Raw genomic sequence first — 14,355 nt, 5'->3', positions numbered from 1 at the left:
CCGGGTGAGCGAGCCGTGATGCGCTGGACAGACGCCGAAGTCCCACCTGGCCGGCGGCTCCGGCACCCGAGGAGGTAACCACGATGTTCGGAACCAACCTGCTGGACCGCCGCAGCAAGCCGGAGCGGATCGCGGACCAGGCGTGGGAGCACCTGGTCTCCGCCGTCAGCTCCGCGGGAGACAGCGTGCGGGACACCGCCCGCTCGGCCCGTCGCAGCAGCAGCGGCCTGGCCGACGAGGCGGGTGACCTGGTGGGCTCCGCCGCCGACGAGGCGCGGCGCCGGGCCTCGCTGGCCTTCGACGCGCTCGCCGGCCGCCAGCCGGCACTGCCCTGGACGCTGCTGATCGGCGCGGCGCTGGTCGGCGCGGCGGTTGGCTGGGCCGTCGGCTCCGCCGCCCGGGCCGCCGGCAGCCGGGACGACCGCGCGGTGGATGACGTCGAGTTCGTCGACGTCGACCGCCCCAACACCCCCATCGGCCTGGACGGCTGACCCACCACGCACGCCATGGGCTCCGCTCGACCACCGGTCGAGCGGAGCCCATTTCCATTCCCAGCCCCGGCCGGGTGGGGCCGATCCGCCGGGGTGCCGGACCCCTCAGGCAGCCCCGGCGGACCGGTGCAGGGGGTGATCCGGGCGCCGCCGACCGCGCCCGGACCACCCGGTCAGCGACTCGTGCAGGTGATGGTGGCCGGTGGAGTGTTGCTGCCGGTCCACGAGCCGAGGAAGCCGGCAGTGGTGCTGGCCCCGGCACCGAGCCCGCCGTTCCAACCACTGTCCCGGACGGAGACGACCGCGCCGGTCTGGGTGTACGTGCCGCCCCAGAGTTGGGTGACCCGCTGGCCGTCCGCGAAGGTCCAGCCCAGCGTCCAACCGGCGATGGGCGCGCTGCCCGGATTGCGCACCACCAGCTCGGCCTGGAAACCACCCGACCACGAGCCGGTCACCCGGTACGTCACCGCGCATCCACCGGTGGGCGGCGGCGTGGTCGGCGGAGGAGTGGTCGGTGGCGGAGTGGTCGGCGGCGGAGTGGTCGGTGTCGGGGTTGGCCCAGGGCCCCCGGTGCGGTCGGCGACCAGGATGCCGCGCCCGTTGGTGCCGAGGTAGACCCGGCCGTAAACGCGCGGATCCCCGGTCAGCGCCTCGGTCGGGTTGCCGTACTGGTGCCGGTCGTCGTTGATCCGTACCCAACTCGCGCCGCCGTCGTCGGAGCGGTGCACGCCGGGCTGACCGTCCACCGTGCCGTACAGGAAGACGGCGGGGTTGGTCCGCCCGGGCGCCGCCTTGCCGAAGCCGACGTTGCCGGCGGCGCTGACGCCAGCCAGCTTGGTGAGGCTGGCGCCGGCGTCGGTGGACCGCCAGAGCCCGCCCGGCCCGGCCAGCCACAGCTCGCCCGCCCGGCCCGGCAGCGCCTTGAACCGCACGTCGGAGGTGGGCAGCCCGGTCGCCGCCGTGGCGGCGAAGCTCGCCCCGCCGTCGGTGCTCAGGTAGACCCGCCCGCCGCTGAAGCCGTAGAAGCGGTTCGGGTCGACCCGGTCGGACTCGACCGTCGCATTGGCCGGGATCCCGGCGGACGGCGTCCACGAGGTACCGAACGCGACCGAGTGGACCACCGGCTGGCCGGCATCGCCCGGCGCCCAGACGAACCGGCTGCCATCGGCCGCGGCGGCGACCGTGCCGCCGGCGTTGACCCCCGCCGGCTCGGTGCCCTGGAACCAGTTGGCGCCGCCGTCGGTGGAGAAGGCGACGTGGCTGTCGGCGGGTCGGTCGGCGTCGGTGAAGTTGCCGGCCCGGACCAGCACGGCCGGTCTGGTCTCGGCGTAGTCGAGGCTGGTGGTGGTCGTGAAGACCGGCTGGGTGAAGAGCATCGACGGGACCGCGTCCAGGTCGGTGTGCCGGAATCCGCCGATGTCGCCGAGCGCGCTGATCAGCGGTGCGCCGCTGGGCGGGCTGACCAGGTCGAGCACGGCGGTCTCCTCCAGCCCACGGGCCATCGGCCGGATCGTGAACTGGCCGCCGGTGTCCCACCTGGTGAGGTCCGTGGTGCCGTAGATGGTGGCGCCGGTGCCGTACATCATCCGGTTGGAGTCGTGCGGGTCGATCTCCATCGACTCGTTCATCCAGCCGAGCTTGGGTGCCTCCTCCGGCGGGGCCGGGTTCGTGCCGAAGGTCAACCAGGGCACCGAGCTGACGTCCATCGTGTAGCGACGGGTCTTCTCCGGGTAGTTGCTGAACTCCCAGATCCGGCTCCAGGTCGCCCCGCCGTCGGTGCTGCGGAAGAAGATCGCGTCCGGCCACCAGGAGACCTGGGTGGCCACCAGCAGCGTGTTCGGGTGCTGCCGGTCGATGGTCAGGCCGCTGTAGCCGAAGTAGGCGTCCGCGCTGGTGGACGGCACCGGGCTGATCCGCGTCCAGACCCCGGTGGACCGGGTGAACTTCCAGACGTCACCCTTGCCGCCGTCGTACGGGCCGCCGGTGTCGCTGGTGGCGATGTAGAGGTGGCCGCCGACCGGGTCGACGACGCCCTTGTGCGCCAGGTAGCCGGTGGGCTGGCCAGGGATGCGCGTCCAGCTGACGCCCCCGTCGGTGCTGCGGTAGACGGGGTTCTCCTTGTCCGCCACGCCCACGTAGATGGTCTGCGTGGCGGAGCCGGCGGTGCCCGTGCTCTTGTCGAAGCTGACCCAGGTCAGGCCCTGGTTCTGCCCGTTGTAGCCGTTCGGGTCGCTGGGGTCGGCCCGGTAGTTGCCGGCGTTCGGGAAGGCGGTGACCCGGGCCCAGGTCGCGCCGTGGTCGGTGCTGCGCCACAGCCCGTTGCCGCCCTCGGCGCCGTAGTAGACGATGTTGTTCCGGTTGGGGTCGACGGCCAGCCGCTCCCCCATCCCCCGGCCCGGCATGTTGCCGCCGTTCTTGAACGGCAACTCGGTGACCTGCCAGGTGGCACCCTTGTCGGCCGAGCGCAGGATCGCACCGTTGTTCGGGTCCCAGCCGTTGGTGTACATGCCGACCGCCGCGTACACCCGGTTGGTCTGTACGGGGTCGGTGGCGATGCTGACGACCCCGTTGTAACCCCACCGGTCGGCGCCCACCCAGTCGAGCAGCGGCGTCCACGACTGGTTGGCCTGCTCCCAGCGGTACGCCCCGCCGATGTCCGTCCGCGCGTAGATCAGGTTCGTCTCGGTGGGGTTGAAGACGATCCCGGACACGAAGCCGCCGCCGTCGATCCGGACGTTCCGCCAGGTGTACGCCTCCGCGGCGGCCAGGGCTGAACCGGCGACCGGGGCCGAACCGGCGGCGGTGAACGGGATCGCCACGACGGCCGTGGCGACAGCCAGCGCGGACACGACCGCACCGGCGAGACTTCTCCGCATCTGCGGTTCCTCTCGGGATGGACGCCCGGGGACGGGGTCGACCGGGTGGTGACGTCGTCGCCCGGGGGACGGGCACGACGCTGGGAACGGGCTGGAGCTGCCCTGGCTCCCGCCACCCGACGCGACGGCTCCCGCGATCGAGGAACGCGCTTACCGTAACGGATCCCTGGCAACTTTAGAAGCGCTCCCACCATCGATGCTCATGCCCCTGCACGGGCACCCGGCCGTGCCGTCACCCGCTCAGGGCGAGGCCGAGTCACCCCGGGCGGCGGCAGGCTCTACCAACGGCGGACCTCCGGCCCCGGCCGTCGCCCGGTCCGCCACCCACGCACCCGAGGAGGGACAGATGGCCATCGCGACGATCAGCCGCACCGACCAGGACATCCAGTCCGCCGTACTCGACGAGCTGACCTGGGAACCACGGGTGCAGCCGCACGAGATCGGCGTGACCGTCGCCGAGGGCGTCGTCACGCTGACCGGGCGGGTGGACAGCTATGCGAAGAAGTGGGCCGCCGAGCGGGCCGCGCACCGGGTCGTCCGGGTCCGGGCGGTCGCCAACGACCTGGCCGTGCGGCTGCCCGGCGGCGCCGAGCGCGCCGACCCCGATCTGGCCGCAGCGGCCGGTAACGCGCTGGAATGGGACGCGTTCGTACCCATCGAGAAACTCCAGGTCACCGTCTCGGCCGGCTGGGTGACGCTGCACGGCGAGGTCGAGTGGGAGTACCAGCGGCGGGCCGCCGAGCGGGCAGTCTGCCGGCTGAACGGCGTACGCGGGGTGAGTAACGGCATCACCGTCCGCCCGGCCGCCCCGCCGGACGGCCGAAACGTGGCCGACCGGATCGTCGACGCGCTCGCCCGGGCCGGGGCCACCGAGGTCGAGCGGATCAGCGTCCGGGTGCACGGCGACACGGCGATACTCGCCGGGCTGGTGCACTCGATGCCCGAGCGGGCCGAGGTGGAGCAGGTGGTCTGGTCCGCGCCGGGCATCCGGGAGGTGCAGAACCACATCGCGGTCGCCCCGGGGCTGGGCTGAGCGCGGAACCACCCGGGGCGGGTGAGCCGGCCTCACCCGCCCCGGGAGCAGGCTCGGGGCATGAGTGATCCGAACGGGCTGATCCAACCGGGGCGCCCCGCGCCCCGCTTCGCCGTGCCGGGCACACCGGACGGGCGTCTGACCGGTCCCGAGCAGTTCCTCGGACGGCCGGTCGTGCTCGCCTTCTACCCCGCCGACTGGAGCCCGGTCTGCGGCGACCAGATGTCGCTCTACCAGGCGGCGGCACCGGTGTTCGACCAGTACCAGGCGGTGGTGCTCGGCCTCTCGGTGGACAGCATCTGGTCACACAGGGCGTTCGCGGAGAGCCGGGGCATCACGTTCCCGCTGCTGTCCGACTTCGAGCCCAAGGGCGAGGTGGCCCGCCGGTACGGCGCGTACACCCCGCAGGGCGAGGCGGCCCGGGCACTGGTGGTGCTCGACCCGGCCGGGACGGTGGCCTGGAGCCACCTGTCCCCGCCCGAGGTCAACCCGGGCGCGGACGGCATCATCGACGCCCTGGACCGGCTCACCGCCGATCGGAAGGTGGCCGCCGGATGACCACGCCACTGCAGGTCACCGCCCGACTCCGCGACCCGGTGACCGAAGATGACCACGTCCGGGGGCCGGCAGACGCGGCGGTGACCGTCGTCGAGTACGGCGACTTCCAGTGCCAGTTCTGTGGCGCCGCGTACCCCAACCTGCACGAGATGCTGCGGCAGCGGGCCGACACGGTGCGGATGGTGTACCGCTACTTCCCGATCGCCAACGTGCACCCGTACGCCGAACGCGCCGCCGAGACGGCCGAGGCCGCCGCGGCCCGGGGCAGGTTCTGGGAGATGCACGACTGGCTCTACGAGCACCAGGACCAGCTGGACCCGGTGCACCTCTCGCTCGGCGTCGAGCAGCTCGGGCTGCCGCCGGACGAGCTGAACGCGGAGGTGGAGAACCGGGTGCACGCCGACCGGGTACGCCGGGACTTCGTCGGCGGGATCCGCAGCGGGGTGAACGGCACTCCCACCCTCTTCGTCAACGAGGTCCGGCACGAGGGTGGATACGACCTGCCCGACCTGCTGGCCGCGGTGGACGCTGCCGCCAACCCCTGACCCGGACGCGGCGGCCGACGACCCGCCCGCCGCTCAGATCAGCCGCAGCTCACGCGCCCGCCGGACCGCCTCACGCCGGCGGGTCGCGTCGAGCTTGCGGTAGATGTTGCGCACGTGGGTCTTCACCGTGTTGACCGAGAGCGACAGCTCGCTGGCGATCTCGACGTTGGACAGAATGCTCTGCAGGTAGCGCAGGATGGTCAACTCCCGCTCGGTCAGCGGCTCGTCGAGCGTGCCCCCCGGTTCGGCCGCCGGCCGGGCCGTGGTCTGCTCGGCGCCCCGGATCAGGTCGCTGACCAGTGAGAAGTGTGCGGTGCCCGCGTCGAGGTGCGCGGCCAACAGGTCCCGCACCGGCGGTTCGGCACGGGTGAAGACCCGCCGGCAGCCCTGCGGACCGGCCAGGTCGAGCACCTGCTCCAGGATCCGGCCGGCCCGACGCCCGTCCCCACCCCGCTCGGCCAGCACCGCGTCCAACAGTCCGGCGTCCAGGCGTACCGGCAGGGGCCAGGCCGCGGCCGGCAGCGCCTGCCAGTCCGGCAACGCCCGCCCGGCGGCGCCCGCGTCCCCGGCCCGCAGCTCCACCCGCGCCAGCGTGACCGCGAGTGCTGGAGCGGCCCCGTCCTCGGTGGCACCCGCCAGCAGGTCGCGGGCGGCGTCCAGGTCGCCCCGCTCGGCACGCAGGTCGGCCTCGGCGGCGCGCAACAGGCTCGCCAACTCGGCGGCGGCCGGCCGGTCGGTCAACGACTCCCGGGCCCGGACGAGCAGCCGCTGGCCAGCGGCCGGGTCGCCGGCGTCGCGGTGCAGTTGGGCCCGACACAGCGCGGCCACCATGGCGGCCACCGGCTCGCCGGGCGGCCCCGCCGACCAGTCGTCCCCCAACTCCGCCTGGGCGGAGCCGGCCGGGCCGGTCGCCGGGGCAGCCAGGGCGAGGTTGGCCGCGGCCTCCTCGGACTGGTCACGATGCAGCGCCACGAGGGCCAGCGCCAGGTAGGCGTAGCCACAGTCGAGCCGGCAGGACCAGCCCTGGCGGGGCGGCGTGCCCAGCACGTCCCGGGCGGCCTGCTCGGCCGCGCGCAACTCGCCGCGCACCGCGAGAAGCAGCGCGGAGCGGCTCGCGGCGACCAGCTCCGTACGGGGCCGACCGGCCTCCCGGGCCGCCGCCCGGGCCCGGACGAACCGGGCGTGGGGCAGCGCGCCGCCGGCCAGCTCGACCAACCCCAGCGCGGTACCCGTGAAGGCCCGCAGGTCCGCGTCCTCGGCAGCGCTGCCCCCCACGACGGCCTGCGCGGGGTTCGGCACACCGGTCGGCGTCGCCCCGGGCGGACGGGTCCGCAGCAGCCGGGCGGCGGCGGCCCGGACCTCCACCGAATCGTCGGCGAGCCGGGCCACGGTCAACTCCAGGGCGGTGGCCAGCCGCAGGAACCGGTCCCGGCGCGGCATCGGCAGGCCACCTGCGTACGCGGCGGCGGTACGCAGGTGACCGGTGGCCGCTGGCAGGTCACCGGCGTACGCCCGCTCGGCGGCGCAGGCCAGGGCCACCTCGGGATCGACGCGGACGACCTCCGGCGGTGGGGACCCGGGCGCCGGGCCGCTCACCGGCTCGCGGTCGTACCGGGTCAGCTCCGGCCAGTGCGCGACGAACAGGTCGCCGGCCCGATCCCACCGGCCGGCGGCCAGCGCATGCCAGAGCCCGTCGGCCGGGCGCCCGTCACCGGCGTACCAGTCGGCCGCCCGCGCGTGCAGCTCGCGCAGCTCGTCGGCGGGTAGCCGGGCCAGCTCGGCCCGGAGGAGGTCGGCCAGCAGCGGGTCACAGCGGTACCAGGGCGGGCGGCTGTCCTCCCGGTGTAGCAGACCGCCAGCCCCGGCCAGGTCGGCCAGCACCCGCCCGGCGTCGGCGCGGCCGGTCAACGCCTCGGCCAGGTCGGCGCAGACCGTCTCGGCGAGGGCGGTGCGGCGCAGCAGGTCCCGGTCGGCCGGCTCGATCTCGGCGAGCACCTCCTCGTGCAGGTAACCGGCGATTTCCGGTTGGTCGCCACCGAACTGCCCCACCCAGCGCTCCGGGTCCGGCTGCCCACGCAACGCCAACACGGCGATGCGCAGCGCTGCCGGCCAGCCACCGGTGCGCTCGCGCAGACGGTGCACGGCGGTGGCCGGCAGCGGCGCGCCGTGCGCGGTGAGCAGGTCGGCCACCTCGTCGTCGGTGAAGGCCAGCTCGTCGGGGCCGATCTCGGTCAGCTCGCCGGCGAGGCGCAGCCGGTGCAGGGCCAGTGGCAGCCCGGCCCGGGCACCGACCACCAGGTGCAACCGCTGGTCGGCGTGCCGGAGCAGGAACTCCAGCCCGGTCAGCGCCGCCGGGTCGGCGACCCGGTGCAGGTCGTCCAGGACCAGCAGCACCGGTCGGTCGGCGGCGGCGAGCGCGGCGGCCAGTACTTCCAACTGGTCGGGGCGTGGCGCCCGGTCGGGTACCGGCGCCAACGGGCCGTCGTCCGCCGGCCCGGTGGCCGCGCGCAGCGCCGCCGCCAGGTACGCCCAGAGCCGGTCGCCGTCGTCGCCAGCCTCCACCGACACCCACGCCGGCCCCGGTCCGGCCTCGGGCGTGCCAGCGGCCAGCCGTACCCAGGAGGCGAGCAGAGTGGTCTTGCCCCAGCCGGCGGGGGCTGCGACCAGGGTGACGGGTCCTGCGCTGCCCTCGTCGAGACTGCGCAGCAGCCGGGGCCGGGCCACCACCGGTTCGGGCGGCACGGCCGGGGTCAGCCGGGACGCCAGCAGCGGCGGGTCGGCTGGGCGCCCCGGCGCGGTGCCCACCCGCGCGCGATCCTGCTGTTCCGGCACCCGGCACCCACCCCCATCGACGCGTTCCACCCCCCGGTCGGCGAGCGGTTACCCGGCCCGCACCGGTTCACCCCTTCCGGGCGAGCCCGCTTCACCCGGTGCCGACCGACGGTCGAGGGACGTGGACCGGAAGGACGGTGGGGCCGATGGGACGGCTGGTGCGGGCGGGATCCGCCCTCGGCGGCGCGGCGCTGGTCGGGGCGGCGCGGCTGCTCCGCGTACCCCGATGGCGCGGCCGGACCGGCGCGGACGGCGACCCCGCCTCGCGGGCCCGTTGGGAGGTCGTGACGGTGGGCCGGCCGCCGGAGCGGGTGCTACCTGGCGGCCGGTGGCCCGAGCCGCTGCGCCGCCTCGACGGCGCGGTCGAGGTGCGCATGCGGCCGGCGCCGGGCGACCGGGGCACCGAGCTGGCCGCCCGCCCACTGGCCGGCGCCACCCCGACCGTGGGGCTGGCCGCGCACCTGGTCGGCGATGATCCGGGGCTGCTGGTCCGCCGGACGCTGCGTCAGGTCAAGCAGCACATCGAGACCGGCGAGGTGCTGCGCGCGGACCGGTCCGCCCTGGACCGCCCCCCACACGCCGGGTGAGGACGCCCCCCAGATTCACCTCTGTCATGATCTTCCGTCCGGGGCGCTGGCTGGCAGACTCTGGGAATGGCTGGCGAGCGGACGTACGACGTGGTGCTGTTCGGCGCCACCGGGTTCACCGGAGGGCTGACCGCCGAATACCTGGCCCGGCACGCGCCACCCGGGCTGCGCTGGGCGCTGGCCGGGCGCAACCCGGATCGCCTCGCCGCCGTGCGGGGCCGGCTCGCCACGATCGACCCGGCGCTGGCCGAGTTGCCGCTGCTCACCGCCGACGCGACCGACGCCGACGCGCTGCGCGCGGTGGCGGAGAGCGCCCGGGTGGTGGCTAGCACGGTCGGCCCGTACATCCACCACGGGGAGCCGCTCGTCGCCGCCTGCGCCCGCGCCGGCACCGACTACCTGGACATCACCGGTGAGTCGGAGTTCGTCGATCTGATGTACGTCCGCCATCACGCCGAGGCGACCCGCACCGGCGCGCGGCTGGTGCACACCTGCGGGTTCGACTCCATCCCGCACGACCTGGGCGTCTGGTTCACCGTCAAGCAGTTGCCGGCCGACGTGCCGATCACCGTGGACGGCTACGTGCGCGCCAGCGGCCGGTTCTCCGCCGGCACGTACCACTCCGCGCTCACCGCCTTCTCCCGCACCGGGCAGGCCAGCCGGGCGGCCCGGGACCGCCGGGCGGTCGAGCCGCGCCCCACCGACCGTCGGGTTCGGGCGGTGCCCGGCCGGCTGGCCCGCTCAGCGGAGCTGCGCATCTGGACCGTGCCGCTGCCCACCATCGACCCGCAGGTGGTCCGCCGCTCGGCGGCGGCCCGCCCGGAGTACGGCCCGGACTTCCGCTACCGGCACTTCGCCGCGGTGAAGCGGCTGCCGACGGTGCTGGCCAGCGCGGCAGGGCTCGGCGCGCTGGTCGGGCTCGTGAAGTTGCCGCCCACCCGGCGCTGGCTGCTCGGCCGGCTCGCCTCCGGGCAGGGGCCCACCGCGCAGCAGCGGGCGGCGTCCTGGTTCCGGGTCCGGTTCGTCGGCACCGGGGGCGGGCAACGGGTGGTCACCGAGGTGGCCGGCGGCGACCCGGGATACGACGAGACGGCGAAGATGCTCGCCGAGTCGGCGCTCTGCCTGGCGCTGGACGAGCTGCCGCCGACCACCGGCCAGCTCACTCCGGTCGCCGCGATGGGCGATGCGCTGCTCGACCGGCTCATCCGCGCCGGGCTCACCTTCCGGGTGCTGAAGCAGGGGGCGACAACGCCGGGGCCGGAGGCGGCGCCGAAGCCGGGGGCCGGGGCGCCAGCTTGACCCTCGACCGGGTCGAGGGGGCAGGATGCCCGGCGTGGAGAGCGACCTGCACAGCATCGGCGAGCTGGCCCGGGCCAGCGGCCTGACCGTCAGCGCGCTGCGCTTCTACGACTCCGCGGGCGTGCTGGCGCCGGCCCTGGTCGACCCGGTCACCGGCTACCGCTGGTACACCGACGAGCAGATCGCCCCGGCCCGGCTGGTGGCCGGGCTACGCCGGGTCGGTATGCCGGTGCCGGAGATCGCCGCGGCGGTACGCGCCGAGCCGGCGGCGGTGCACCGGCTGCTCGACACGCACCTGCGCCGACTGTCGGACGGGCTCGCCGACGCCCGGCGGGAGATCACCCGGCTCCGGGCGCTGGTCGACCCGGTGCCGCCGGCGACCACCACGCTGCTGCTCTCCCCCGCCGAGCTGGCCGCCGCCGTCGACGCGGTCCGCTTCGCCGTCGGCGCCGACCCGGAGTTGCCGGTGCTCTCCGGCGTGCTGCTCGACGTCGAGCCAGACGGCGTCCGCCTGGTCGCCACCGACCGGCACCGGCTCGCGCTGGCCCGGGCCGGGGCCAGCGTCGACGGGCCGCCGGTGCGGGTGCTCGTCGGAGTGGACCTGGTCGATCGGCTCCGCACGCTGCTCGACGCCGCCGACGCCGGGCCGGTGCGGCTGACCGTGGCCGGCGCGGACCTGCGGGTCACGGTGGCCGGACGGACGCTCGCGGGCACGGCCCTGCCCCACGACTTCCCCGACTACCGCCGGCTGCTGCGCGAGGCCGTCGGTGAGCGGCCGGGCGCGTACCGGATCCCGGTGGACGTGGCGGCGCTGCGGGCGGCGCTGACCGACCCGGCGGCCCCCACGGTGGCCCGCGAGTACGGCGGTGAGCCGCTGGCGGTCACCGTGCTCGGCCTCGATGACCGGGGCGGCCTGCGCCTGATCCCCGCCGCAGACATCCGCGCCGCCGACCTGTCCGCCGCCGGCCTGTCCCCGGACCTACTGGCGGGCCCCGACCCGGCGGGCGAGCTGCGGGTCGGGGTGAACAGTGGCTACCTGCTGGACGCGTTGGACGCGGCCGGCGCATCGCAGCTGGTGCTGGAGCTGGACGGGCCGATCGCCCCGCTGGCCGTACGCCGCCCGGACGATGCGGACACCTTCTCCGTGCTGATGCCGATCCGGCTCTGAACCGCCCCCTGCGCTCGCGGGCGGTGGGCTCGCGCTCCCCGTCCCGGCCCGACGGGGGCGCGACGGTAGCATCTGGTGGTCCACCTAACCCCGGACGGAGGCGTACGGAGCAGCATGCTCGACATGGAGTTGATCCGGAAGGATCGCGAGGCGGTGGCGACCGCGCTGGCGAAGCGACTGGATCCCGCCGAGGTCGAACGGGCCCTGGACGAGATTCAGCGGCTCGACCAGGAGCGGCGCGCCCTGATCACGGAGATCGACGCCGAGCGGCAGCGCCGCAAGGCGGAGGCCCGGGCGTACGCGCAGGCGAAGCGCGCCGGCACCGAACCGCAGGCCACCGCGCCGGAGGCCGAGCGCAAGCAGCTCGCCGAGCTGGAGTCCCAGTTGGACGAGGTGCAGGCCCGGCTGCGTGACGCGATGAGCGAGCTGCCCAACCTGCCCAGCGATGACGTCCTCCCCGGCGGCAAGGAGGCCAACCGGGTCGTCAAGACCTTCGGTGAGCCGCCGGCCATCGAGAAGGTCCGCGACCACGTCGAGCTGTCCCGCGCGCTGGGCCTGGTCGACTACGAGCGCGGCGTCAAGCTCGGTGGCTCCGGCTTCTGGATCTACACCGGAGTCGGCGCGCGGCTGGAGTGGGCGCTGCTCAACTACTTCATCGACCAGCACATCAAGGCCGGGTACGAGTTCCTGCTCCCGCCGCACCTGCTGCTGGACTCGGCCGGCTTCGCCGCCGGGCAGTTCCCGAAGTTCTACGACGACGTCTACCACCTGGACAGGGAGTCCGCCCCGCGCGGGCAGTTCCTGCTGCCCACGTCGGAGACGGCGATCCTCGGCGCGTACCAGGACGAGATCCTGGAGACCTCGAAGCTGCCGCTGAAGGCGTTCGCCTACACCCCGTGCTACCGGCGGGAGTCGGCCGGCTCGCACTCGGACGAGCGTGGCACGGTGCGCGGGCACCAGTTCAACAAGGTGGAGATCTTCCAGTTCACGCTGCCGGAGCAGGCCGACACGGCGTTGGAGGAGATGCTCGCCCACGCCGAGAGCCTGGTCGAGGGGCTGGGCCTGCACTACCAGCGCACGCTGCTCTCCGCCGGTGACGCCAGCGCGTCGATGAAGAAGACCCTCGACATCGAGGTGTGGATGCCGAGCACCGGCAAGTACAAGGAGGTCTCGTCGGTCTCCTGGGCCGGCGACTACCAGGCCCGCCGGGCGGCCATCCGCTACCGGGAGCCGGGCGGCAAGCAGACCCGCTTCGTACACACCCTCAACGGTTCGGCGCTGGCCACCAGCCGGCTCTTCCCGGCCATTCTGGAGCAGTACCAGCAGGCCGACGGCTCCGTGCTGATCCCCGAGGTCCTCCGCGACCGGATGGGCACCGACCGGCTGACCCCCCGCTGACCCCAACCGTCAACGCCCCGCCGATCGTGCAGTTTCGGTCTCCGGCATGGAGCGCTCCGCGGCTTCTGCCGGGGTAGCAACTGCACGATCGCGGAGGCGGGCGCGGCGGGTCAGGGCTGCCGCCAGCAGGAGGACCGCGAGGGTGGCGGCCAGGACGGCGGGGCCGGTGGTGTCGAGGGTGTCCGCGAGGGCGTGCTGGACCCGGGACGCCGTTTGGATCACCGGGTCTTGTAGTGCGTTGCGGTGGCCGGCGGCCAGTCGCAGTTCGTACCAGCCGTACCAGGCGACGTAGCCGCCGGCGACCAGCAGCACCAGGCCGCTGAGCCGGGGCACCAGCGCGCCGGCAACCCGCAGCTGGGCCACCAGCCCGTCGCGCAGCAGCGCCACCCCGAGCGCGGCGACCGCGACCACCAGCCCCATCCCGAGGGCGTACGCGCCGAACAGGGCCAGCCCGCGCCCGGTCGAACCGGACTGGAGGCTGGTCACCACGATAGCCAGGAACGGTGCGATGGCGCAGCCGAGCGAGGCCAGGGCGTACGCCGCGCCGAACAGCGCCATCGACGGCCAGGACCGGGTCAGCCGGGGCGCCCGGGCGGACCAGCCGGGGGCAGGCAGTCGCCGGCCGGCGAGCAGCCAGCACCCGGCCACCACCAGCAGCAGCCCGAGCACCACGGTCAGCCACGGCAACCGTGGCCGCAGCCAGCCGGCCAGCGGCGCGAGGGCCAGGCCGAAGGCGCCGAAGACCAGTACGTACCCCAGGGTCAACCCCACCGCGGCGGTCAGCGCGCGACCGACCGCGCCACGGGTGTCGGTGGCCCCGGCGACCAGCAGCGAGAGGTACGCGGGCAGCAACGCGAAGCCGCACGGGTTGACCGCGCCGAGCATGCCGGCGGTCAGCGCGAGCAGCAGCGGGGCGGTCACGCCCCGGCCAGCGCGGCGACCCGGGCGGTGAGTGCCTCGCCGTCCAGGAAGCCCTGGTGGACGACCTTGCCGTCCCGGTCGATGATCACGAAGATGCTCTGCTCGGTCACCTTGAACCGGCGCCAGAGCGCACCGGCACGGTCCTCGATCTGCGGCGTCCCGGCGAGGTCGAACTCGGTGACGAACTCCTGCATGGCCCGCCGCTCGCCGAGCCCGGCGACGCCGACGATCGGCACGGTGTCCCGGTACCGGGGCGCGATCTCGGCCACCGTCCAGGCCTGACTGGCGCAGGTGGCGCACCACGGCGCCCAGAACCACAGCACGACGGGCCGGCCGGCCAGCTGCGCGGCGTCGAACGCGGTGCCGGCGAGGGTGGTCCCGGTGAACCGCAGGGTGTCCGGCACACGCGCCGGAGCGGCGGTCGGCGCGATGGCCGGGGCACTTGCCGGCGCTCCCGAGGAGCTGGAGGCCGGCGCGGATCCGGAGGCTGCCGCTCCGGACGGCACCGTGCCGGTGCAGGATGCCGTGCCGAGCAGGGCGACGACGAGCGCCCCGGCAGCGGCGGCCCGGGGTACGCGCCCAGCCGTTGTTCGCCCCATGCCCATCCGCATCTCCATTCGACAGTTGTCCGGAAGGGACCCCGCTGC

General features: G+C 74.8%; 11 protein-coding genes and 1 pseudogene. 8 read left to right on the top strand and 4 right to left on the bottom strand.

Annotated features, from left to right (window positions below; genetic code table 11):
* The first annotated feature begins 83 nt into the window (after positions 1–83).
* Positions 84–491 (top strand): hypothetical protein, encoded by a 408-nt coding sequence (locus OG990_RS01080; RefSeq protein WP_328419103.1) that lies wholly within the window; start codon positions 84–86, stop codon positions 489–491.
* Positions 492–664: 173 nt separating this feature from the next.
* Here OG990_RS01080 and OG990_RS01075 read toward each other — a convergent pair whose 3' ends face one another.
* Positions 665–3,367 carry a cellulose binding domain-containing protein gene (locus OG990_RS01075; protein ID WP_406078636.1) on the bottom strand — a complete coding sequence of 901 codons (2,703 nt, stop codon included), beginning with the start codon at positions 3,365–3,367 and terminating at the stop codon, positions 665–667.
* Between the two features lie 346 nt (positions 3,368–3,713).
* Between OG990_RS01075 and OG990_RS01070 the strand changes: the two genes are divergently transcribed.
* Genes OG990_RS01070 through OG990_RS01060 form a run of 3 tightly spaced genes read left to right on the top strand, consistent with a single transcriptional unit; the run spans position 3,714 to position 5,503 of the window.
* Entirely contained in the window at positions 3,714–4,400 is a 687-nt protein-coding gene (locus tag OG990_RS01070) for a BON domain-containing protein (protein ID WP_328419108.1), read from the top strand.
* A 60-nt stretch (positions 4,401–4,460) separates the two neighbouring features.
* Positions 4,461–4,958 (top strand): redoxin domain-containing protein, encoded by a 498-nt coding sequence (locus tag OG990_RS01065; protein ID WP_406078635.1) that lies wholly within the window; start codon positions 4,461–4,463, stop codon positions 4,956–4,958.
* The gene (locus OG990_RS01060; protein ID WP_406078634.1) at positions 4,955–5,503 is read left to right on the top strand and encodes a DsbA family protein; all 549 of its coding nucleotides are present in this window, start codon (positions 4,955–4,957) and stop codon (positions 5,501–5,503) included. Before OG990_RS01065 ends, OG990_RS01060 begins: the two co-directional genes overlap by 4 nt.
* Positions 5,504–5,536: 33 nt before the next feature.
* On the opposite strand, the pseudogene OG990_RS01055 reads toward OG990_RS01060, so the two are convergent.
* Positions 5,537–8,352, bottom strand: a pseudogene (locus OG990_RS01055) (LuxR C-terminal-related transcriptional regulator).
* 129 nt (positions 8,353–8,481) lie between these two features.
* Here OG990_RS01055 and OG990_RS01050 point away from each other — a divergent pair.
* The 4 genes from OG990_RS01050 to serS all read left to right on the top strand — a co-directional run bounded on the left by OG990_RS01050 (position 8,482) and on the right by serS (position 12,787).
* The gene (locus OG990_RS01050) at positions 8,482–8,922 is read left to right on the top strand and encodes a hypothetical protein (RefSeq protein ID WP_406078633.1); all 441 of its coding nucleotides are present in this window, start codon (positions 8,482–8,484) and stop codon (positions 8,920–8,922) included.
* A gap of 66 nt (positions 8,923–8,988) precedes the next feature.
* A complete protein-coding gene (locus OG990_RS01045; protein WP_406078632.1) occupies positions 8,989–10,221 on the top strand; it encodes a saccharopine dehydrogenase family protein in 1,233 nt (410 codons plus the stop codon).
* Positions 10,222–10,246: 25 nt separating this feature from the next.
* A complete protein-coding gene (locus OG990_RS01040; RefSeq protein WP_406078630.1) occupies positions 10,247–11,389 on the top strand; it encodes a MerR family transcriptional regulator in 1,143 nt (380 codons plus the stop codon).
* A gap of 114 nt (positions 11,390–11,503) precedes the next feature.
* On the top strand, positions 11,504–12,787 hold the full coding sequence (gene serS / locus OG990_RS01035) for a serine--tRNA ligase (RefSeq protein ID WP_386984318.1): 1,284 nt from the start codon (positions 11,504–11,506) through the stop codon (positions 12,785–12,787).
* A gap of 9 nt (positions 12,788–12,796) precedes the next feature.
* On the opposite strand, the gene OG990_RS01030 is transcribed toward serS, so the two are convergent.
* Together OG990_RS01030 and OG990_RS01025 are read right to left on the bottom strand one after the other, a co-directional pair.
* Positions 12,797–13,672: a cytochrome c biogenesis CcdA family protein gene (locus tag OG990_RS01030; protein WP_406081617.1), complete on the bottom strand. Its 876-nt coding sequence runs from the start codon at positions 13,670–13,672 to the stop codon at positions 12,797–12,799.
* A gap of 32 nt (positions 13,673–13,704) precedes the next feature.
* Entirely contained in the window at positions 13,705–14,325 is a 621-nt protein-coding gene (locus tag OG990_RS01025) for a redoxin family protein (protein ID WP_406078629.1), read from the bottom strand.
* Between the last annotated feature and the right edge of the window lie 30 nt (positions 14,326–14,355).

Source organism: Micromonospora sp. NBC_00858, from assembly GCF_045207365.1.
GTDB lineage: Bacteria > Actinomycetota > Actinomycetes > Mycobacteriales > Micromonosporaceae > Micromonospora.
Note: the sequence above shows the minus strand (reverse complement) of the source record. Positions and strands in the feature narration are given on the sequence as shown.

Coding starts and splice junctions, on each gene's coding strand:
- OG990_RS01075 (WP_406078636.1), bottom strand. CDS start 3,367: ATGCGGAGAAGTCTCGCCGGTGCGGTCGTGTCCGCGCTGGCTGTCGCC.
- OG990_RS01030 (WP_406081617.1), bottom strand. CDS start 13,672: ATGCTCGGCGCGGTCAACCCGTGCGGCTTCGCGTTGCTGCCCGCGTAC.
- OG990_RS01070 (WP_328419108.1), top strand. CDS start 3,714: ATGGCCATCGCGACGATCAGCCGCACCGACCAGGACATCCAGTCCGCC.
- OG990_RS01060 (WP_406078634.1), top strand. CDS start 4,955: ATGACCACGCCACTGCAGGTCACCGCCCGACTCCGCGACCCGGTGACC.
- OG990_RS01050 (WP_406078633.1), top strand. CDS start 8,482: ATGGGACGGCTGGTGCGGGCGGGATCCGCCCTCGGCGGCGCGGCGCTG.
- OG990_RS01080 (WP_328419103.1), top strand. CDS start 84: ATGTTCGGAACCAACCTGCTGGACCGCCGCAGCAAGCCGGAGCGGATC.
- serS (WP_386984318.1), top strand. CDS start 11,504: ATGCTCGACATGGAGTTGATCCGGAAGGATCGCGAGGCGGTGGCGACC.
- OG990_RS01025 (WP_406078629.1), bottom strand. CDS start 14,325: ATGGAGATGCGGATGGGCATGGGGCGAACAACGGCTGGGCGCGTACCC.
- OG990_RS01045 (WP_406078632.1), top strand. CDS start 8,989: ATGGCTGGCGAGCGGACGTACGACGTGGTGCTGTTCGGCGCCACCGGG.
- OG990_RS01040 (WP_406078630.1), top strand. CDS start 10,247: ATGCCCGGCGTGGAGAGCGACCTGCACAGCATCGGCGAGCTGGCCCGG.
- OG990_RS01065 (WP_406078635.1), top strand. CDS start 4,461: ATGAGTGATCCGAACGGGCTGATCCAACCGGGGCGCCCCGCGCCCCGC.